General features: G+C 63.7%; 15 protein-coding genes and 1 pseudogene. 8 read left to right on the forward strand and 8 right to left on the reverse strand.

Annotation, left to right across the window (positions count from 1 at the left end):
- The first annotated feature begins 25 nt into the window (after positions 1-25).
- Positions 26-1480: a glucuronate isomerase gene (gene uxaC / locus F4U95_RS00435; protein ID WP_425505024.1), complete on the forward strand. Its 1455-nt coding sequence runs from the start codon at positions 26-28 to the stop codon at positions 1478-1480.
- A gap of 60 nt (positions 1481-1540) precedes the next feature.
- On the forward strand, positions 1541-2572 hold the full coding sequence (locus tag F4U95_RS00440; RefSeq protein WP_120253051.1) for a LacI family DNA-binding transcriptional regulator: 1032 nt from the start codon (positions 1541-1543) through the stop codon (positions 2570-2572).
- On the opposite strand, the gene galB is transcribed toward F4U95_RS00440, so the two are convergent.
- Positions 2562-5258, reverse strand: a complete 2697-nt coding sequence (gene galB / locus F4U95_RS00445) for a beta-galactosidase GalB (protein ID WP_232016243.1) — start codon at positions 5256-5258, stop codon at positions 2562-2564. The genes F4U95_RS00440 and galB overlap by 11 nt on opposite strands.
- Before the next feature lie 147 nt (positions 5259-5405).
- On the opposite strand from galB, the gene F4U95_RS00450 reads away from it, so the two are divergent.
- The gene (locus tag F4U95_RS00450) at positions 5406-6515 is read left to right on the forward strand and encodes a ThuA domain-containing protein (protein ID WP_120253052.1); all 1110 of its coding nucleotides are present in this window, start codon (positions 5406-5408) and stop codon (positions 6513-6515) included.
- Here F4U95_RS00450 and F4U95_RS00455 read toward each other — a convergent pair.
- Positions 6496-7119, reverse strand: a pseudogene (locus F4U95_RS00455) (NAD-dependent epimerase/dehydratase family protein); the annotation flags it as partial. The gene F4U95_RS00450 and the pseudogene F4U95_RS00455 sit on opposite strands and share 20 nt — an antisense overlap.
- Between F4U95_RS00455 and F4U95_RS25440 the strand changes: the two are divergent.
- Together F4U95_RS25440 and F4U95_RS00460 are read left to right on the forward strand one after the other, a co-directional pair.
- Positions 7114-7308, forward strand: coding sequence for a hypothetical protein (locus F4U95_RS25440; protein WP_331852628.1), 195 nt, complete (start codon positions 7114-7116; stop codon positions 7306-7308). The pseudogene F4U95_RS00455 and the gene F4U95_RS25440 overlap by 6 nt on opposite strands.
- Positions 7274-8527: a glycosyltransferase family 4 protein gene (locus F4U95_RS00460; RefSeq protein ID WP_120253053.1), complete on the forward strand. Its 1254-nt coding sequence runs from the start codon at positions 7274-7276 to the stop codon at positions 8525-8527. The genes F4U95_RS25440 and F4U95_RS00460 overlap by 35 nt, the downstream gene beginning before the upstream one ends.
- Here the strand turns inward: F4U95_RS00460 and fahA are convergent.
- The 4 genes from fahA to phhA all read right to left on the reverse strand — a co-directional run bounded on the left by fahA (position 8442) and on the right by phhA (position 13024).
- The gene (gene fahA, locus F4U95_RS00465; RefSeq protein ID WP_120253054.1) at positions 8442-9743 is read right to left on the reverse strand and encodes a fumarylacetoacetase; all 1302 of its coding nucleotides are present in this window, start codon (positions 9741-9743) and stop codon (positions 8442-8444) included. The two genes, F4U95_RS00460 and fahA, sit on opposite strands and share 86 nt — an antisense overlap.
- Positions 9740-11053: a homogentisate 1,2-dioxygenase gene (gene hmgA / locus F4U95_RS00470; protein WP_120253055.1), complete on the reverse strand. Its 1314-nt coding sequence runs from the start codon at positions 11051-11053 to the stop codon at positions 9740-9742. Before hmgA ends, fahA begins: the two co-directional genes overlap by 4 nt.
- 64 nt (positions 11054-11117) lie before the next feature.
- Positions 11118-12155 carry a 4-hydroxyphenylpyruvate dioxygenase gene (gene hppD, locus F4U95_RS00475; RefSeq protein WP_120253056.1) on the reverse strand — a complete coding sequence of 346 codons (1038 nt, stop codon included), beginning with the start codon at positions 12153-12155 and terminating at the stop codon, positions 11118-11120.
- Entirely contained in the window at positions 12152-13024 is an 873-nt protein-coding gene (gene phhA / locus F4U95_RS00480) for a phenylalanine 4-monooxygenase (RefSeq protein WP_120253057.1), read from the reverse strand. The genes hppD and phhA overlap by 4 nt, the downstream gene beginning before the upstream one ends.
- Before the next feature lie 94 nt (positions 13025-13118).
- On the opposite strand from phhA, the gene F4U95_RS00485 reads away from it, so the two are divergent.
- Positions 13119-13589, forward strand: a complete 471-nt coding sequence (locus F4U95_RS00485) for an Lrp/AsnC family transcriptional regulator (protein ID WP_120253058.1) — start codon at positions 13119-13121, stop codon at positions 13587-13589.
- 119 nt (positions 13590-13708) lie between these two features.
- Here the strand turns inward: F4U95_RS00485 and F4U95_RS00490 are convergent, their stop codons facing one another.
- Entirely contained in the window at positions 13709-15310 is a 1602-nt protein-coding gene (locus tag F4U95_RS00490) for a family 43 glycosylhydrolase (RefSeq protein WP_120253059.1), read from the reverse strand.
- A 62-nt stretch (positions 15311-15372) separates the two neighbouring features.
- Complete coding sequence (locus F4U95_RS00495) at positions 15373-18249, reverse strand: TonB-dependent receptor (protein WP_120253060.1); 2877 nt, start codon at positions 18247-18249, stop codon at positions 15373-15375.
- Positions 18250-18687: 438 nt separating this feature from the next.
- On the opposite strand from F4U95_RS00495, the gene F4U95_RS00500 reads away from it, so the two are divergent.
- Both F4U95_RS00500 and F4U95_RS00505 read left to right on the forward strand, forming a co-directional pair.
- Positions 18688-20052 (forward strand): pectate lyase family protein, encoded by a 1365-nt coding sequence (locus F4U95_RS00500; RefSeq protein ID WP_120253061.1) that lies wholly within the window; start codon positions 18688-18690, stop codon positions 20050-20052.
- Positions 20049-20450, forward strand: a complete 402-nt coding sequence (locus F4U95_RS00505) for a cupin domain-containing protein (RefSeq protein ID WP_172598872.1) — start codon at positions 20049-20051, stop codon at positions 20448-20450. The genes F4U95_RS00500 and F4U95_RS00505 overlap by 4 nt, the downstream gene beginning before the upstream one ends.
- The last annotated feature ends 214 nt before the right edge of the window (positions 20451-20664 follow it).

Consider the following 20664-nt stretch of genomic DNA (forward strand, 5'->3'; position numbering starts at 1 on the left):
CAACGTTGGCACAAGTCCAAAGGAGATGATGAACGTGCCCCCGCTGACGCTCGACCCCAATCGTCTGTTCCCGGCCGATCCGGGCACCCGCGCCATCGCCCGCAAACTGTATGACGGCGTCGCGCAGCTCCCGATCGTCAGCCCGCATGGTCATACCGATCCCGCCTGGTTCGCGACCGACGATGCCTGGGACAATGCGACTGCGCTGCTGCTGGCGCCGGATCATTATCTCTATCGCATGCTCTACAGCCAGGGCGTGAAGCTGGAGGCATTGGGCGTTCCTGCCCATGGCGTGCCGGGCGATGCCGATCCGCGCGCGGCGTGGCGCATATTCGCCAGCAGCCAGCATCTGTTTCGCGGCACGCCTTCACGGATGTGGCTGGACCATGTCTTTGCCGAAGTGTTCGGTTTTGAAGAGGTGCTGAGCGCGGACACGGCCGATCATTATTTCGACCGCATCGGCGATTTGCTCGCCACCCCTGCCTTCCGCCCGCGCGCGCTGTTCGACCGGTTCAACATCGAACTCATCGCTACGACCGAAGGCGCGCATGAGCGGCTGGACCATCATGACGCCATCCGCAACTCGAGCTGGACCGGCCAAGTCGTCACCGCCTATCGGCCCGACGCGGTGGTGGATCCGGAGCATGAGGATTTCCATGCCAGCATGGTCGCCTTCGCCGATCTGACGGGTGAGGATGTGATGACATGGCGCGGCTATCTGCGCGCGCATGCGAAGCGGCGGCAGGATTTCATCGCCAGGGGTGCGACCTCCACCGACCATGGGCATCAGAGCGCACGCACGACGAACCTGTCCGCCGCCGACTCTGCCGCCCTGTTCGACCGGATCGTCGGCAAGGACTGGACGGCGCAGGACGCCGAACTGTTCCGCGCGCAGATGCTGACCGAAATGGCGCGGCTCAGCCTGGACGACGGGCTGGTGATGCAGATCCACCCCGGCGCCTGCCGCAACCATAATAGCTGGCTGCATCACCATTATGGCCGGGACAAGGGTGCCGACATTCCGGGGCGCACCGATTATGTGGGAGGATTGAAGCCGCTGCTCGATGCGTTCGGTAATGAAGCGGACCTGTCGATCATCCTCTTCACGCTGGACGAGAGCACCTATGCCCGCGAACTGGCGCCACTGGCGGGCCATTATCCCTGCCTGAAACTAGGCCCGGCTTGGTGGTTCCATGACAGTCCGGAAGGGATGATGCGCTTCCGTGAGATGACGACGGAGACGGCGGGCTTCTACAATACGGTCGGGTTCAACGACGATACCCGCGCCTTCCTGTCGATCCCGGCGCGGCACGATGTCGCGCGGCGGGTGGATTGCGCTTTTCTGGCACGGCTGGTGGCCGAAGGGCGGCTACGCGATTGGGAGGCACAGGAACTGGCCCAAGACCTGACCTATAATCTGGTGCGCAAGGCCTATCGTCTGCCCGAGGCCTCGCCCCGGTCGCTGGCAAGCGCGGCCTGATTTGTCAGGACGCCCGCACTGACATAGAGCGGGCCGTCCGACCCATCAGCGAAAGCCGCCATGCCCCCCAAGGATTCCAGCCCCGGCGAACCGACCATCATCGACGTCGCCGCGCTGGCGGGCGTATCGATCCGTACCGTGTCGCGCGTGCTCAACCATTCGCCCAAGGTGAATGACGATACGCGCACCCGTATCCAGAGCGCGATCGATACGCTCAATTTCCGTCCTAGCCTGCGCGCCCGCGCCATGGCCAAAGGGCGGTCCTTGCTGATCGGCATGGTGCATAATGATCGCAACGCCCTGGTGCTGGACAGCGTACAGCGCGGCGTGGGGCGGGAAGCCACCCGGCGCGGCTATGAGGTCATATGCCATAGCGTGCCGGTCGGCGATCCGGGTGCGGCAACAGATGTGCTGGACTTCGCACGACGTTCGCGCGTCGACGGGCTGGTGGTGATGCCGCCGGTGTCGGACATGGTCGGACTGCCCGCCGCGCTACAGGGGGATCATGTGCCGGCCGTCGCCATTTCTGCGGTCGCCATCCAGGGTTATGGCGCGGTGCTGCTGTCGCGCGAGCGGCAGGCGGCCGGCGATGTGGCGCGCCATCTGTTGGACCTAGGCCATCGCCGGATCGCGATGATTACCGGCCCGCAGGACATGATATCGGCGATCGAGCGCCGGGCCGGCTTTGTCGAGGCGCTGGCGGAGGCCGATATGGTGCCGATGGCCGAGGTCGAGGGCGACTACAGCCTGGCCGCCGGGATTGCCGCCGCCCGCCAGTTGCTGGCCGCACCGCCCGCGCCAACCGCCATTTTCGCCGCCAACGATATCATGGCCGCCGGCGTATTGAAGGTTGCGGGCGAACGCGGCATCGCCGTGCCCGCCGCTCTGTCCGTGGTCGGGTTCGACGGCAGCATTGTGGCGGAGATGCTGACGCCTTCGCTGACTACCGTCGCTCGTCCCTTCGGCGAGATGGCGGAAATGGCGACACGCCAACTGATCGACCTGATCGAGGGGCAGGCCCTGTCCGATATGGACAGCCCCGCCCTCTCGCTGGTCCCGTCAGAATCGAGCGCCCCGCCCGTCAGCGGGTGACGATCTCCATCTGTGTTTCGCCAAGCCCCTGAGCGCGGGCGCGCAGGATGATCTTGCCCGCGCGCTTGGCGTCGCTCTTCACGATCGCCAGAGCAAGTCCGTTGAAGGCATCGCGGCTCTTGGATGGAAAGGCGGTCAGATCGGTCGGGTCGCCATTGTCTGTGGCGACGATTTCGCCCGGCCCTTCGATCGAAAATTCGACCTTCTGCTTGGCGGCGGGAACGACATTGCCGTCCTTGTCCAATATCTTCAACGTCACGAAGCTGAGGTCGCGGCCGTCGCTGGCGATACCCGAGCGGTCGGCGGTCAGCGACAATTTCGCCGCCTCGCCCACGGTGTGGATCGTCTCGGTCGCCCAGGGCTGGCCCTTCTTCCAGGTGACGACCTTCACCTCGCCCGGTTCGTAGACGACATAGTCCCAGCGGAAGCGATATTCATAATCGCGCTTCTTGATCTTGCCCTGCGACTTGCCGTTGACGAACAGTTCGCCCTCGTCCGCCGAGGAAAAGACATGGACCGGCGTGATCTGGCCGACGCGATCAGGCCATGTCCAATGCGGCAGGATATGGGCGAATTTCAGGTCCGGGCGCCAGCGCGCCTGATAGAGCCAGAAGCGATCCTTGGGGAAACCGGCCAGATCGACGATGCCCGAATAGCTGCTGCGCGAGGTATAATAGGGCGTCGGTTCGCCCAGATAGTCGAAACCCGTCCAGACGAATTCACCGGCGACATAGGGATTCTGGTCGTCAGCGGCCCATACGCGATCGGGCGACGAGCCGAAATCGGCGGCATGGAGTTCATAAGCGGACACCTGATGCGTGTCGGGATTGCCGCCCGACCATGGCCGCACCGGTCCGCTGATGGCGCCGGCGACCGGGAACATATATTCGCCGCGGCTGGAAAGAGCCGACGCGCTTTCTGTGGAGAGGATGACCTTGTCCGGGAATTTGGCGCGGAAAGCGGGATATTGGCCGACGATGCCGCGAATGCCCGCGCCCTGATAATTGAGGCTGATGACGTCCACCGTGGTCGGCAACAGCATGTCCGCCTTGGCAAAGTTCATCGCGCCGGTGGCCGGCCGGGTCGGGTCTTCTTCATGCGCGATGGCGACCAGTTCGCGGCCGATCTTGGCGCCGGCTTCCCCATCATATTGTTCGCCCACTTCGTTGCCGACGCTCCACAGGATGATGGAGGGGTGGTTGCGATCGCGGCGCAGCATGGCGCGGGCGTCCGCCTCATGCCAGTCGGGGAAGATCAGGTGGAAGTCGTGCGGCGTCTTCTTCTTTTCCCAGCTGTCGAACACTTCGTCCATGACGAGGAAACCCATGCGGTCGGTGAGTTCGAGCAGTTCGGGCGCGGGCGGGTTGTGGCTCATGCGCACGGCGTTGGTGCCCATGTCGCGCAATATTTCCAGCTGGCGTTCGGCCGCGCGGGCGTTGAAGGCGGCGCCCAGCGCACCGAGATCATGATGATTGTTGACGCCGCGCAGCGGGATATGCTCGCCATTGACGATCACGCCCTTGTCGGGATCGAACTTGATATCGCGCACGCCGAAGCGGGTTTCGTGGGTATCGATGGTCTTGCCGCCCTGCGTCACGGTGGAGACGGCGACATAGCGATTGGGTTGCTGCGTCGGCGGCGGCCCCCAGAGGCGGGGATTGGCGAGGGTGGCGGAGCCGTTCAGCACGGCCTTTTCGCCCGGCGCGATGCTGGCGGATTGGCGCGCGATGCTGGCCACCGGACGGCCGGTGCGCTTGCCCTTCGCGTCCAGCGCGTAAAGGGCGGTCGAGACGTCTACCTGCGCAGGCTTGTCGCCGTCATTGTCGAGCGTCAGGCTGAGATCGATGGTGGCGTGGTCCTTGCTGACTTGAGGCGTGCGGACGATGCTGCCCCATTGGCCGACATGGACCTTGTTGGCGGTGGTAAGATAGATGTCGCGATAGAGGCCGCCGCCCGGATACCAGCGCGCCGAGGCCGCGGGGTTGTCGAGGCGGATCGCCAGCTGGTTCTTGCCGCCCGGCACCGCATAGGGGGTGAGGTCGAGGCGGAAACTGTTATAGCCATAGGGCCAGCCGCCCACCAGCTTTCCATTGAGCCAGACGGTGGCGTAGGACATGGCGCCTTCCACATCGAGGAAGATGGACTGGCCTTTGGCGCTCGTCGGGATATCGAGCGTCTTGCGATACCAGCCGATGCCCCAACTGGGCAGGCGGCCCATGCCGCCATAGGGTCCGTCCTTGATGAAGGGGCCGGCGATCGCCCAGTCGTGCGGCAGGTCGACATGGGTCCAGCCGCTATCGTCGAAACCGGCCTGCACATAAGGGACGTCGCCGCCGGGATTGCCGGCGGGGCGGGCATGATGTTTGGCGGGGTCTTTTATGAACGGATTGGCGCTGGGCAGGATCCAAGGTTTCAGCACGTTGGCGCCGCTGTCGTCCACCTTCACGGCTGCGTCGGCGGGTGTGTCGGCCAGCTTGCCGTCGCCGGCATCCTCGATCGGCGGGCGGACGTCATAGCGCAAGTCGGTGGTCAGGCCAGCCGGATCGCCCTTCGTAAAGCGCCAGTCCTTGCTGATGGACACGCTATCGGCGGCGAGCAGCGAAGCCGGGAGCGAGGCCAGGGCGATAGCGGAGAGGGATACCAGTCGTCGCCAATGCGACACCGAGTTGGACAGTGGTTTCATCATGCTCTCCCTGTTCGCTTGCGTCTGGTAGCGTTATCATTACTCTGAGCGATAGAGGCTGCTTTGGCAAGTCATGAAGTGGCGTACGGATCGGCTTTCCGCGCGCCGCCAGGCAGGCTAGGACAAGCGAAACAAGCGTGGGAGAGGGACATGAAAAATGCTTTGGCCGTCGGTGCGGCCCTGATGCTGGCTCTATTGCCGGCGGCGGTTTCGGCCAAGCCTGTCACCGATTGCGCGCTGCGCGATGCGCCCTTTTCGACCGAATCGCCGATCGTGGACCTGCTGCTCAGCCCTGCCGCCAAGGCTATTCTGGAAACCGACGCCCCGGACATATTCACCGCCCTGCCCCCGCGCTTCTTCTCGACGAAAGCGCCGACCTTCGCCGCGATCCTGAACCTGAAGGCGCTGGCGAAGATGAAGAATCTGCCCGCCGACAAGATGACAGCGCTGGACGCGAAGCTGCGTGCCCTGCCGGTGACGGCAGCGGACAAGGTGGCGCGCTGTGCCCGTTATGACGACGACCGCCCGACCATCACGCTGCCCAAGGGCAAGCCCCGGTTGCTGATCTTCGAAAAGATCAACGGCTTTCGCGATGGTCCCTCGGTCGATGCCGCCCGCGCCGCCTTTCAGGTGATGGCGCAGCGCAAGGGATGGGCCGTGGTGGTGAGCGACAAGGGTGGCGTGATGACGCCGGCCCTGCTGCGCCAGTTCGACGCCATCATCTGGAACAATGTCAGCGGCGACGTGCTGACGCTGGCGCAGCGGGCCGCGTTCAAATCCTATATCGAACAGGGTGGCGGCTATGTCGCGGTGCATGGATCATCGGGCGATCCGTCCACTTTCTGGCCTTGGTATGTCGACACGCTGGTCGGCACGCAATTTGCCGGACACCCGATGGACCCGCAATTTCAGGACGCCAAAGTGGTGGTCGAGGGGCGCAGCCATCCGATCGCGGCCGGCTTGCCCGACCAATGGGTGATGAACGACGAATGGTACAGCTTCACGGCCAATCCCCGCCCCGGCAGCGCCGTCATCGCGACGCTGGACGAGGGCAGCTACAAGCCGGGCGCGCTGGCCATGGGCGACCATCCGATCGCCTGGACCCGTTGCGTCGGCAAGGGCCGGGTCTTCTATTCCGGCATCGGCCATCGCCCCGCAACCTATGCCGATCCCCATTATGTCACCATGCTGGAAAATGCGGTGGCATGGGCGGCATCGCGCCGGTCCGCCTGTCCGGCGCTTACGCCCCCAGCCGGTTGACCGGATAGACGGGCGGCAGGATGATGTCGCCCGGCATGGAGAGTGGCAGCACCGGGCTGGCCGCGCCGGCCAGCAGCGCGTCGAAATATGCGATGGTGCGGGTCAGTCCTTCGCGCAGCCGCACGGTGGGTTCCCAATCCAGCATATCGCGGGCGCGGCCGATGTCCGGGCGGCGCTGGCGCGGATCGTCGGCGGGCAAGGGCCGCATGATGAGGGACGATCGCGATCCGGTCAGCGCCAGGATCATTTCGGCCAGTTCGACCATGGTGAATTCGTCGGGATTGCCGATGTTGATCGGGCCGGTGATCGCGTCCGCGCTGCCCATCAGCCGGATCAGCCCCTCGATCAGATCGTCGACATAGCAAAAGGAGCGAGTCTGCTGTCCATCGCCATAGAGGGTGATGGGCTGGCCCAGCAGCGCCTGGCAGATGAAGTTGGACACGACGCGCCCGTCGGCCGGGTCCATGCGCGGGCCATAGGTGTTGAAGATGCGCGCGACCTTGATCCGCACCCGCCCTTCGCGATGATAGTCGAAGAAGAGGGTTTCGGCGCAGCGCTTCCCCTCGTCATAGCAGGCGCGCGGGCCGATGGGGTTCACATGGCCCCAATAATCCTCGCGCTGGGGGTGAACCTCCGGATCGCCATAGACTTCGCTGGTGGAGGCTTACAGGATTTTCGCGCCGGTGCGCTTGGCCAAGCCCAGCATGTTGATCGCGCCATGCACGCTGGCGATGTCGCGCTAATCGGCGCCCGCTATCGTGCCGACCTGTTCGCGCCCGCTCAGGTGGTATGAAGATCCTGCATGTCTTCAACCGCCATCGTCAGGGCGGCGGGGCCGACAATGCCTGGGACGCGACCATCGCCCTGTCGCGCAGACGCGGGTTAAAAGTCGATATTTCGAGAAGGATAGTCGTCACCTTTCAACTGGCGTTTCAGGAAAGATCACGGCCTTTGCCCATGGCCTCTACCCCGTCGCCACGCTGCGGGAGTTCGCGGCGCGGCTGGAGACGGACCGGCCGGATATCGTGCATAGCCATGAACTCTATCCGTTGCTCACCCCCTGGCTGTTCCCGCTCTGCGCGCGCGCCGGGGTGCCGGTGGTCCATAGCTGCTATGATTTCCGTATCACTTGCCCGATCGCCACCCATCATGACGGCGCGGCAGTCTGCAACCGCTGTACCGATCAGGGGGCGCATCACGCGCTCCAACGCAATTGCCGGAACAGCCTGCCCGAAAGCGCCGCCTTCGCGTTGCGCCATGCTGTGGCACAGCGGCGAAACCTCTATGACCATGTCAGTCGTTTCATCGTGCTGACCGACTTCAGCCGCAACTGGCTGCATCGCCACGCGGCCATCCCGATCGACCGGATCAGCGTCAACGAATGTGCCATCCCCGCCGCGCCCGACCCCGTCGATCCCGCAGTCGGCCGCTATTTCGCTTTTGCCGGTCGTTTCGTGCCGGAAAAGGGGCTGGATGTGCTGATCGAGGCTGCCCGACTGTCTGGCCTGCCGATTCATGTCGCTGGGCCGGCCGGCAGCGATCCCGCGCCATTACAGGCGCATGGGGTGCCGGTAACCATCACCGATGGGCCGGCGTCGCTCGCTGCCGTCTATCGCGGCGCACGGGCTTTGGTGGTGCCCAACCTCTGGTTCGAAACCTTCGCGATCGTCGCCGCCGAAGCCATGGCCCATGGCGTGCCGGTCATCGCATCCCGCATCGGCGCCTTGCAGGACACGGTGCGCGAAGGCGTGACCGGGCTGCATTTCGCACCCGGGGATGCCGCCGATCTGGCCCGGCAGATGCGCCGCCTGTGGGACGATCCGGCGCTGTGCCGGCGGCTGGGCGTGGCGGGTCATGCCGATGTCCGCGCCCGCTTCAATGAGGACGCCCATTTCGACCGGCTGATCGCCGCCTACGAAGCCGCGCTTAGAGCGCCGGCATCACCATTGCCCGACATTCGCCAAAGCCGATCGGCACGAAGCCTTGCGCCGATGCGCGCGCGCGCAAGATGATCTCGTCGCCATCCTCCAGGAAAGTGCGGCTTTCGCCACCGGGCAGCGCCACCGGTTCCTTGCCGCCGACCGACAATTCGATCAGACTGCCATAGCCCGACCGGTCCGGTGCGGAGATGGTGCCGCTGCCCAGCAAGTCGCCGGGATTGAGGTTGCAGCCATTGGACGCATGGTGAGCAACGATCTGCTGCACCGTCCAATACATGTTGCTGGCCGGACCGCTGCTGAGCGGGAACGGCGCCTCCCCGCGCGTGCGCATCGCTTCGGTCAGGATCAGCACCTCCAGCGTCAGGCCCAGCGCGCCATGCGCCTGATCGTCCGCATCGGACAGATAAGGCAAGGGCGCCGGATCGTCCGTCGGCCGGGGCGGTTGCGCCGGGCGGAACGGCGCCATCGCCTCGCTCGTCACCACCCAGGGGGAAATGGTCGACTGAAAGCTTTTGGACAGGAAGGGGCCGAGCGGCTGATATTCCCAGGCCTGAAAATCGCGCGCCGACCAGTCGTTGAGCAGGCAGAAGCCCGCGACATGGTCCGCCGCCTGCGCGATCGGGATGGCGGTACCCAGAGCGTTGCCGGCGCCGATCCACACGCCCAGCTCCAGTTCATAATCCAGCCGGGCGGACGGACCGACCATGGGCGCGTCGGCCTCTGGCGGCTTGCGCTGCCCCACCGGCCGGCGCAGCGCCACGCCCGACGGCCGGATCGAGGACGCCCGGCCATGATAGCCGATCGGCACATATTTATAGTTGGGCAGGAGTGGATTGTCGGGTCTGAACTGCCGCCCGATATTGGTGGCATGGTGGATGCCGACATAGAAGTCGCTATAATCGCCGATATGCGCGGGCAGATGCAGGGCGCAATCCGCCGCAGCATGCAGCATCGGCGTCAGGCGATCCGCATAGGCCGGGTCGGACAGAAGATCGCTGAGCAAGCGGCGCAGCGCTCGCCGGTCGGCGACGGAGAGCGCCATCAACCCGTTCAGCGTCCCGGCCGTGCAGAGCGGCGCGATGGGAGCGGGCAGCAGGCCGGCGGCGGCGCAGGCGAAAAGATCCAATATCCGGTCGCCGATGGCGACACCGATGCCTGCCTCTCCGCTGGCGGACGAAAACACCCCATAGGGCAGGTTCTGGATCGGGAAATCGGGATGGCCGTTAGCGCTTTCCACCCAGCTGGTGCGGGCGGGATCATGCGTCTCGTCGGTCGTCCACCAGCTCATGCCGCGTCCCCCGGCGGCAGTTGCGCCTTGCGAAAGCCTGTCCAGCATGCGTCATAATCGCCTTGCAACAAAGGCGTTTTCATCGCCCAGCCTGTCGGCGCGAACGGCAATCGGCTTTCGAACATGAACGCCATCGTCTCCTCTATCTTATGCGGTTGCAAAGCCGCTGCGACGGCCCCGTCATGGCTGGCGACATCCGGCCCATGGGCGGACATCATATTGTGCAGGCTGGCCCCGCCCGGCGCGAAACCGCCCGCCTTGGCATCATATTGGCCGGTGATGAGGCCCATGAACTCGCTCATGACGTTGCGGTGGAACCAGGGCGGCCGAAACGTATCCTCTGCCACCATCCAGCGCGGCGGGAAGATGACGAAGTCGATATTGGCGGTGCCGGCGCTGTCGCTGGGCGATGTCAGCACCGTGAAGATGGACGGATCGGGATGGTCGAAACTGACCGTGCCGATCGTGTTGAACCGTGTCAGATCATAGCGATAGGGCACGACATTACCATGCCATGCGATCACATCGAACGGGCTGTGGTCGAGCATCGTCGACCAGAGTTGCCCCTGATATTTCTGCACCAGTTCATGGGGGCGTTCCACATCCTCATAGGCTGCGACCGGCGCCTCGAAATCGCGGACATTGGCGAGGCCATTGGAGCCGATCGGCCCAAGGTCCGGCAGCCGGAACGGGCTGCCATGATTTTCGCAGACATAGCCGCGCGCATCATCGTCCAGCAATTCGACGCGAAACCGCACCCCGCGCGGGATCAGCGCGATCTGGAGCGGGGCGACGGGCAGCACGCCCATTTCGGTGACGATCCGCAGCCGCCCCTGCTGCGGCACGATCAGCCATTCGCCATCCGCGCTGAAAAAGGCGCGATCGACCATGGATCGGTTGGCGGCGTAGACATGGACGCTGCACCCGATACCCGCCGCAACATCGCCATTGACCGCATAGGTGACGAGGCCATCGATGAAATCGACCGGGTCGGCCGGCAGGTCGAGCGGGTTCCAGCGCAGCCGGTTGGGCGAAGCGACCGCGTCAGCGTCGGGCGCGCTGCGCAGCAGGCTCGCTTTGGCATAGGGTAGGAAGGGCGCGTGCATCGCGCTCGGCCGCATGCGGTAGAGCCAACTGCGCCGATTGTCCGCGCGCGGCACGGTGAAGGCGGTCGCGGACAATTGTTCGGCATAAAGGCCATAGGGCACGCGCTGCGGCGAATTGCGCCCGACCGGCAGCGCGCCCGCCACCGCCTCGCTCGCATGATGATTGCCGAAGCCGGTCAGATAATCCCCGGTCAGATAATCCATCGTCACTCTCCTCCGTTCGCCCTGAGCATTTCGAAAGGCGCAGCGCGAACGGTGTCAGATTATCTCACGCATCGACGCTAACGACGCCCCGCCTGATCTGGTCCAACTCTATGCTTTCGAACAGGGCCTGGAAATTGCCGTTGCCAAAGCCCTCATTGCCCTTGCGCTGGATGATCTCGAAGAAGATCGGGCCGAACATATTCTCAGTGAAGATTTGCAGCAATATGCCTTCCTCCTCGACATCGCCGTCGATAAGGATGCGGTTCTTCTTGAGGCGCGCCAGATCCTCGCCATGACCCGGCACGCGCTTGTCGACCAGTTCATAATAGGTTTCGATCGTGTCCTGAAGCCGGACGCCGCGCGCCCGCAATTTCTCGACCGTGTCGTAGATATTGTCGGTGGTCAGCGCCAGATGCTGGATACCCTCGCCATGATAGTCGCGGATGAACTCCTCGATCTGGCTCTTGTCGTCCTGGCTTTCGTTGAGCGGAATGCGGATTGCCTTGTCCGGCGCGATCATCGCCTGGCTGGTCAGGCCCGTCGCTTTCCCCTTGATATCGAAGAATTTCTGTTCCTCGAAGCCGAAGAGGGTACGATAAAATTCGCTCCACACCCGCATCTGGCCGCGCCGGACATTATGGGTCAGATGGTCGAGCAGGTCGAGGCCGACGTTGTTGTCGGCCGCCTTCTCCTCCCAGCCCGGAAATTCGGCCCAGTCGGCATAGGGATCGCCGTCGGCCGGCATGAAATAGAGATAGGCGCCGCCAATCCCCTCGATCACCGTGTCATCCTCCGCCGTGGCCTTGCCGCCATTGGCCAGCGCCCATGCGAGCGCGGCCTTGGGATCGGTAACGCGAAAGGCCATGGCGCTGGCCGATGGGCCATGGACGCCGCGAAATTCCGCCACGCGCCCGGCATCGTCGCGATTGAGCATCAGGTTGATGCGCCCCTGACGATAGCGGGTGATATTCTTGCGCGGGTGGCGGTGACTGGCGACGAAGCCCAGTTGCTCGAACTGCGCCGCCATCGCTTCTGGATCGGGCGAGGTGAATTCGACGAACTCGAAGCCGTTGAGGCCCAGCGGGTTGGTGTCGGTGGTCATAGGGCGTCCTCTTCCTTTTTCTTGTTCGCATAGGCCTGACTGCCGCGGGTGAAGACGCGGTCGGTCGGCAAGATGGTATCGGTGTCGAGATCGGGCAGGCCGTCAAGCTGCGCATAAAGCGGTGCGAAATCGGTTTCGGCCGTCATCCGCAACAGTTGCTCGAAACTGTCGATCACGAAATAGCTCTGCTGATAATCGTCGATGCGATAGCGGGTACGCATCAGCCGCTTGAGGTCGAAGCCGAGGCGATTGGGCGACGGATCGTCCAGCGCAAATTCGGACTCCCCATGGGAGGAAACGATGCCGGCGCCATAGAGTTTGAGGCCATCATCCTGTCGGATCAGGCCGAATTCCACGGTGTACCAATAGAGCCGTGCCAGCCGCTCGATCGACCCCAGCGCATGGGCGCGTAGCCCCCCTTCGCCATAGGCCTGCATATAATCGGCGAAGACCGGGTTCGCGAGCAAGGGCACATGGCCGAAAACGTCGTGAAAGACGTCCGGCTCCTCCAGATAGTCGATCTGTTCGGGCTGGCGGATGAAGCGGCCGGCGACGAAGCGGCGATTGGCCAGATGTTCGAAGAAGAGCCGGTCGGGCACCAGCCCCGGCACGGCGACCACCTGCCACCCGGTCCGTTGCATCAGCCGGTCGGACAGTTCGGCAAAGTCGGGAATGCCCGGCCGGGTCATCCGCAATATGTCCAGCCCCTCCAGAAATTCCGGTACGGCGCGGCCGGCCAGCATCTGCGTCTGGCGCGCGAACAGACGGTCCCACATCGCATGGTCCTGCGCGGTGTAAGCCGCCCAGTCCTGCGGGATGGTCCAATCCTCTCTGGCGCCCGGTGGGGCGATCATTTCTGTTTGCGCCATAGACGCATCATGCCACGCGAAACCGGAAATTACGTTTCATTCTTGCCGGATTCTCAGCTATAAACGATGAATATTCATCATATATGGACAGTATATGAAACAGGATGGTCAGATAGATGAGGTGGATCGGCGCATCCTGTCCGCGCTCCAGGCCGATGCCAGCCTTAGCCATCAGGATCTGGCCGAGCGGGTCGGCGCGTCCAGCGCGTCATGCTGGCGGCGGATCAAGGCGCTGGAGGCGGCGGGCATATTGACCCGCACCGTGCGGCTGGTCGATCCGGCGCAGGTCGGGCGGGGCGTCAACGTCCTCTGCAACATCCGCATGCGCAGCCACGCCCGCGAAGCCCGCGCCGCCTTCGAACATTTCGTCGACGGGCGGCCGGAGATCGTGGAATGTTTCTCCATGTCCGGAGAATGGGACTATCTGATCCGGATCGTCGTCGCCGATGTCGAGGATTATAACCGCTTCCTGATGCAAACCCTGCTCGGCCATCCTTCGGTGGCGGGCGCAGCGTCCCATTTCGCCCTGTCGATGACGAAATATACGACGGCCATTCCGTTATAGGAGCGACCACCGTTACCAATCATCATGCTGAACCAACAGGCAGACGGTGCCGGGAGGCACAATAGATGCTGAGCCGAGGGCCAGCGCAGCTAGACAAGTTCAGCATGACGTCCCCTATATTACAACGCCCGGAACCGGAAATCGCGAAACTTCGCCTCGCCCGGTCCCGCTGCATACAGCCCCGGTCGCAGCATCAGGAAGCCGCCGCGCACATTATGATGATATCCCGACACTTCCATGCCCCGGTCGAACCGGCTCCATGTCCGTCCACCATCACGCGACAGGTGATAGGAGACGATATGGTGGCGGTTGCTGACCTTCAACGTCAGCCGCCGGCCATAGGGGTTGGCCGGCCGGCCGCGCTCCATGCCATATTGGTGAGTGACGAAGCGCGTCTCGTCGAAACCCAGCCCGCAATAGAGCTTGTCGTCATAAAAGAGGATCAGCCCCGCCGTGCCGCCCGGCGCAATTTCGATGTCGCATTGGAACTCGTAAGCCGGGTCGCCCGCGATCAGCAGCAGTGGCGATGAATCGACCGGCGCGGTCCCCCGCCCTGTCAGGATCAGCGCGCCCTTCTCCACCCGCGCCCGGCGCGCTTCGTCCGGGGCCGGGCGAAAGAAATTCCATTTCGCGCCCAGCTTCAGGTCGCGAAAATCGTCCGACAGCGCCATGCCGTGCGCCAATGCCTGCCCGCCGCGCGGCTTGGCGATCGGCTGCGCCAGATCGCCGCCCTTCATGCGGAACCAGCCGTCCGGCGTCCATTCCACAGGATCGAGCAGGGTCTGCCGCCCCAGCGTCCACAGGCCATTTTCATAACCATGATAGACCGCCCACCAGCTTTTGTCCGGTGCTTCCACCAGGCTGGCATGGCCGCGCGACCACCAGCGTTCGTCGGCGCTTTGCGTGTGGACCAGCGGGTTATCGGGATGCTGCTCCCACGGGCCATGGATCGATTTGGATCTTGCCGCGATCACCATATGGCCGGTCGGCGGCCCGGCGGTGCCGCCCACGGCGGTCAGCATGTAGAACCAGTCGCCATGGCGGTGAATCTTCGGCCCCTCCGGCGCGAAACCCTCGACATCCCATGTGTCGGGATAACGCCAGGGGTCATAGACATGCTCGACCTCGCCCACGGTCGACAGGCCATCGTCGGATAGGCGGATGCGGTCGCCGCCCGACAGGAACAGCCAGCGACTGCCATCCTCGCCCACCGCATGGCAGGGGTCGATATGCTGGTGCAGCTTCAGGTCGATGGGGTCGCTCCACGGCCCGTCGATGCTGTCGGCATGGATGACGAAGATGCTGTTGGGTTCGGCCTTGACCGGAATATAGAGGAAATAGCGGCCCTTATATTTCTCCAGACTGACCGCCCAGACCGATCCGATATTCTTGTTCAAAACCGCCTTGCGCGGTTGCCAGTTGATGAGGTCGCGGCTGTGCCAGATGGTGATGCCGGGATAGCTGTCGAAGCTGGAGAAGGTCATGTAATAATCCGAGCCATCCTTCAGGATGGCGGGATCGGGCCGGTCGCCCGACAATAGCGGATTGAGGAAGCGCCCGTCGCCCAGGTCGGCAATACGCTGGTTGTCCGGTCCGCGTTTCCATTCGGTGGCGGGCGCCGTAGCAGCAGGCGCTGACTCCGCCCGATCGGTGCGGGTCAGCGCCATTGCGCTGCCTGCGGCCAATACGCCCGTCATGGCGTCGCGCCGGCTGATCGTCATGCTCTCTCCTTGAATGAAATGTCCGGACCGCCCGTGCAGAAGCGGCCCGGACCCATGAACCGTCACATCTTGAACCGCGCACCCAGTTGGATGGTGCGGCCGAAATGCAGCTGCTCATAATTGCGATTGGCGTCCAGATCGGTGTAGCGGTCGCGATAATCGTCGGTCAGGTTGATCCCTTCCAGCGACAATTCAAGTCCCTCGGTCAGCTTGTAGCGCACAGACGCATCGACATTGACCGTGCTGTTATAGCCTTCGAACACATTGCCCGTCCCGCTATTCTGGTCGATATAGCCGCTGCGATAGCTGGCCGACACGCGGGCAGAGAATTTGGCGTCCTCATAATAGAGCGTGCCGTTAAAGGCGCGCTTGGACAGGCCGAACAGGGTCGCGTTGCGGACCGAGGCGATATTGCCACCTCCGGGCACGATCGCCGGGCCGGACACGGTGTAGTTGGCGCTGGAATCCACGAAGGTCGCATTCACGATCCCGCCAAAATGCGACAGGAAGCCGGGCAGGAAGGTGAAGGGCGCCTGCACCGACAGTTCGATCCCCTTCAGGCTGGCGCCCGTGCCGTTGACGATGGTGCTGATCGCCCAGCCTTCCGTCCGTTCCGGCTGGAGCGCGGCGGGCGAGCTGGGCGGGATGACCGACAAAGGCAGGCCAGTGGACGCGAAGGTGCCGGTGATGGTCTGGCTGATCGGGAAGCTCTGTACATCCTTCTTGAACGCCGCGACGGAAAAGACCGACTGTGGCGCGAAATACCATTCGACCGCCACGTCATAGGCCGTGGCCCGGAACGGATCGAGGAACGGATTACCGAAGCTGACCCGATAATTGAAGCCATCGACCGATCCGCCCGGCGTCAGATTGCCGAGCGACGGGCGCGTCACCACGTCCGCCACCGACGCGCGCACGATCACGTCGCGATGCGGGAAGAAGGCGATGTTGGCGGCGGGCAGCCAATCCTCATAGGATCGCGACACGCTGACCATCGTGCCATTGTTGAGGCCGCGCGAGCTTTGCTCGGTCTTCACATAGCGGATGCCGGCATTGGCGGCATATTCCAGGCCGAAAATCTCACCCTTGGCATCGAACTGGATATAGCCGCCGGTGGTCTTTTCCACCACGCCGCGGGTATTGCCGGCATCGACCGTCAGCGCCCGCTCATATAGTTTGGTATAGTCGGTGCCCGCCGCCAGATTGGGGACCAGCCATTGCGTCGTCGTGCCCGCCGGCGCGCCCGCGCCCTTCAGCGTGAACAGCTCCGCCAGCGCCGACGTCACCGGCAGGCCGTAGATGGCGCTCGGCCCGAAGGCGCTGCTGGGCGAGCAGTTGACCGTGCCCAGCACGCGGTCGACACCGCCATTGCCACACACCACGGTGTCGCGGGTGAAGCCTTCGGTATCGAAGGAGAAGCGGCGATAGAGCGCGCCCGTCTTCACCGTGAACCCCTCTGTCACATCCCATTCGGTGCGCAGTTGCGCGGTACGGAACTTGTTGACGGTGGAGGATGGCCGGTCGCGGATTTCGGCCAGCTGGAAATTGGCCGGGTTGGTGACGCTGGTGCCGAAACTCAGCACCGGCCGGCGCATATTGCTATAGTCGTAGCTGTAGCCCTGCGCATCGCGATCGTCGAACACCAAGGTCGTTTCGACCGGGATCGACGCATCCGACTTGGAAAAACCGCCAAGCAAAGTGAAGCGGAAGGCATCGCTGACATCCTGATCCCAGGTTCCGCCCAGCTGATAGAATTTCGTCTGCGACTTGCGCAGATAATGTTCGGTGCGGACCCAGGCGTCGTTCAGCGTCGCCGACACCATATTGCCCTTGCCGTCATAGACCGGGTTGACCACGTCGATCGACCGCTCGTTGGATCGGAGCAGCACTTCGCCCCATTTCTCCTCGCGCGTCTCGCGGAAGCGGGAGAAGAGGCCGTCGATCGATACCTTGGTCGCGTCGGACGGCGCCCACTGGATCGACCCGGTCACGCCCAGCCGCTCGCGTTCCTGGGCAATTTCGCCATAGCGTGGGATGCGCGGGTGGAAGGCGAGCGCCGCCTGATCGCAGGCCGCGACCCGGCCGTTGGTATAGACGCCGCCTGCATTGGCCACGCCCGTGTTGCTCGCAGCGCTTTGGTAGAAACAACGCGTGCCATTGACGCTGTCGAACCGGGCCTGCGACCAGCGCACCGTATTGTTGCCCATCTGCTTGGTGTCGAGCTTGGAATAGGCGGCGGACAGCGCCACGCCCCATTGCCCGTCAGCCGACTTCCAGGACATGAGGCCCGCCAGACGCGGTCCCCATTTCTTGCTCAGGTCATTATAGGAACCGGTCGCCGAGCCGACGAAGGTGAAGCCGTCCTTGCCCGCCAGAGGATTGCCGGTGTTGAGGTCCACCACCGCGCCAAGCGAGCCTTCGTCCAAAGAGGCCTCAGCCGTCTTGTGCACCACCAGCGAACTGAACAGCTCCGACGCGAAGACATTGAAGTCGAAGGCGCGGTCGCGGTTGGAACTGGCGCCGTCGGTCGAGGTGGCGACCGTTTCCAGCCCGTTCACGCGCACGCGGGTAAATTGCGCGCCCAGACCGCGGACGGTGATCGCGCGCCCTTCGCCGCCATCGCGCTGGATCGAAATGCCGGGAATACGCTGCAAGGATTCCGCCAGATTCTGGTCGGGGAATTTGGCGATATCCTCCGCCACGATCGCATCGACCGATCCCACCGTCTGTCGCTTCAGGTTGATCGCCGCGCCCAGCGACTGGCGAAAGCCGGTGACGACGATATCGGCCGCTTCATCGCCGACGGCCGCCTGTGGCGCCGGATCGACCGGCCCTGCGTCCTGCGCCAGCGCCGCGCCCGGCATCGCCAGCAGCATGGCGGCCAGCGACGTCCCTGCCAACCAGGACCGCTCGCCCCTTGTGAATTGCTTTGCACGCATCAGCTTTCCTCTCCCTTTCCCACTATGCCCGCACGCCGGCGATGGAGCCGGTCGTGCGTCATGGTCCTGCCGGGATCATGCCCGGCCCATCGCCCGTCGCCTTTTCAGCGATCACGACCATGGTTGGAAACCGGTGTCATTGATGCGCGTGCTGCGACGGACTGTCAATATGATCCGGAGCAACAGACAGGACGTATCTGATATAATATTGAATATAATAGCAAATTATGGGGGCGGGCCTCGAGTTTTTCCTCAGGGCACAGCTGATTGGCGCTGGCTCATTCACCTTAATCGGACACCGGTGTCAAAAATTCTTGCAGCCATATCGTCACGATGCCAATAATGTACGGATAGGAGAGAAAAGTCATGACCCTGCCTTCGGCCACGCCATCTCTTGCTCTGCTGGGTGCGCTCGCATTGCTCCCCATTGTGCCCGCCATGGCCGCACCGCCCACCGCCAACGTCAAAGCCGGACAGGCCGACACGAACCAGAGCAGCGCCCTCGCCTTTCCCGGCGCAGTCGGCTGGGCCGCCACCACCCCCGGCGGACGGGGCGGACGCATCATTCGCGTCACCACCCTCGCACCCGACGGCCCGGGCAGTTTCAAGGCCGCGCTGGAGGCAAAGGGCCCGCGCATCATCGTGTTCGAAGTGGCTGGCATCATCGATTTAGGCCGCGAAACGCTGAAAATCACCGAACCCTATGTCACCATCGCCGGCCAGACGGCGCCGTCGCCCGGCATCACCCTCATCAAGACCGGCATCGACATCGCGACTCATGATGTCGTGATGCGCCATATCCGCATCCGCACCGGCGTCGATGGCCAGCCCAAGCTGAGCGGTTGGGAAGCCGACGCCCTGTCCACCGTGGCCGCCCATCATGTCATCATCGACCATTGCAGCTTCACCTGGGCGATCGACGAGAATATGTCCGCATCCGGCCCGCGCTTCGAGGGCAGGACGCCGGACGATTGGCGCAAGGGCACCAGCCACGCCATCACCTTCTCCTACAATATCGCGGCAGAAGGCCTAGCCGACGCCAGCCACCCCAAGGGCGAACATAGCAAGGGCACGCTGATTCACGACAATGCCAGCCAGATCATGATCTGGCGTAACATCTATGCCCATAACAAGGAACGCAACCCGCTGGTGAAGGGCGGCGGCCAGGTCGAACTGGTCAACAATATCCTTTATGATCCGGGCGAGCGGGCGGTCCATTATAATCTGATGGCGCTGGAATGGGGCGATCATCCCTATCAGACCGGCAAGATATCGGCAGTCGGCAATGTCCTGCGCGGCGGCGTGTCGACCGCTCCCGGCATGCCGTTCCTGACGCTGGGCGGCGACGGCGACCTCGACTATCATGGCAAGGATAATATCGCCGTCGATAAATTCGGCCAGCCGCTGCCGATGTTCGGCCGCTATGGCGAAACCCGCGCGAAGCTGAACGAATTGCCGGCGCCGCCCATCTGGTGGCCCGGGACGCAGGTTCTGCCGACGCGTGATGTCGAAACCCATGTGCTTGGCCATGCCGGCGCCCGCCCCTGGGACCGCGACGCCGACGATCTGCGCGTCCTCTTCTTCGTGGCCGAAGGGCGGGGCGAGATCATCGATGATGAACGGCAGGTCGGCGGCTATCCGAAAATGGCGCAGACGCGTGCCCCCTTTGTCGAGGCCGACTGGAATCTCGACACGATGGAGCCGAAATCGGGTCGCTATCCGGGGCAAAAGGCGGAGATTGCCGAACATCTGTCGGACCGCGACAAGATGATGCGGCAGGGCGAGCCGGGAGGGAAGAAATGACCATCCTGCCGCTATTGCTGGCCGCCGCGGCCGCTACCTCTGCTGCGCCGCCCATGGCGGTGATCGACGAGAAGGACGTCGCGCGCGAAGAAGCCACACCCCATGGCAAGATCGGCATGAGCACCGCCTATCGTATCAGCGACGCCGTGCCCCAACCGCGCCGCATGGAGTTCCGCAAGCGAATCCTGCATGTCGGCGCCGCCATCGGCCTGCACCCCATCGCCCATGACGAGGTCTATTATGTCCTGTCGGGCACCGGCGACGTCAGTTCCGACGGCCAGACCCGCAATCTGACCCCCGGCATGGCCGCCTATCTCTACGATGGCGCCGTCGTGGGGATCAAACAGACCGGCCGCGAACCGCTGGCGTTGATTATTGCCTATCCTGTGAAGGAGTGAGGATAAGTGGCTTGGGGAAGTTCCGCTTTTTAGCGCGCGCATGCTGGGCCAGTGTCGCCAGCACCCTGTCCTATCCAGCCCCATAATGCCATGATGCGCGGTGTCGGCGCGCAGCAGCCAAGGCTGCCCCTGTCGCGATCAACCACGATGGTTGGCAATAAAATATCCGACATAGGATATGAAATGTCGAAAATTGCGGGAAATGTGCGAAGTT

Origin of the sequence: Sphingobium limneticum, assembly GCF_008710165.1 — a bacterium.
Classification (GTDB): domain Bacteria; phylum Pseudomonadota; class Alphaproteobacteria; order Sphingomonadales; family Sphingomonadaceae; genus Sphingobium; species Sphingobium limneticum.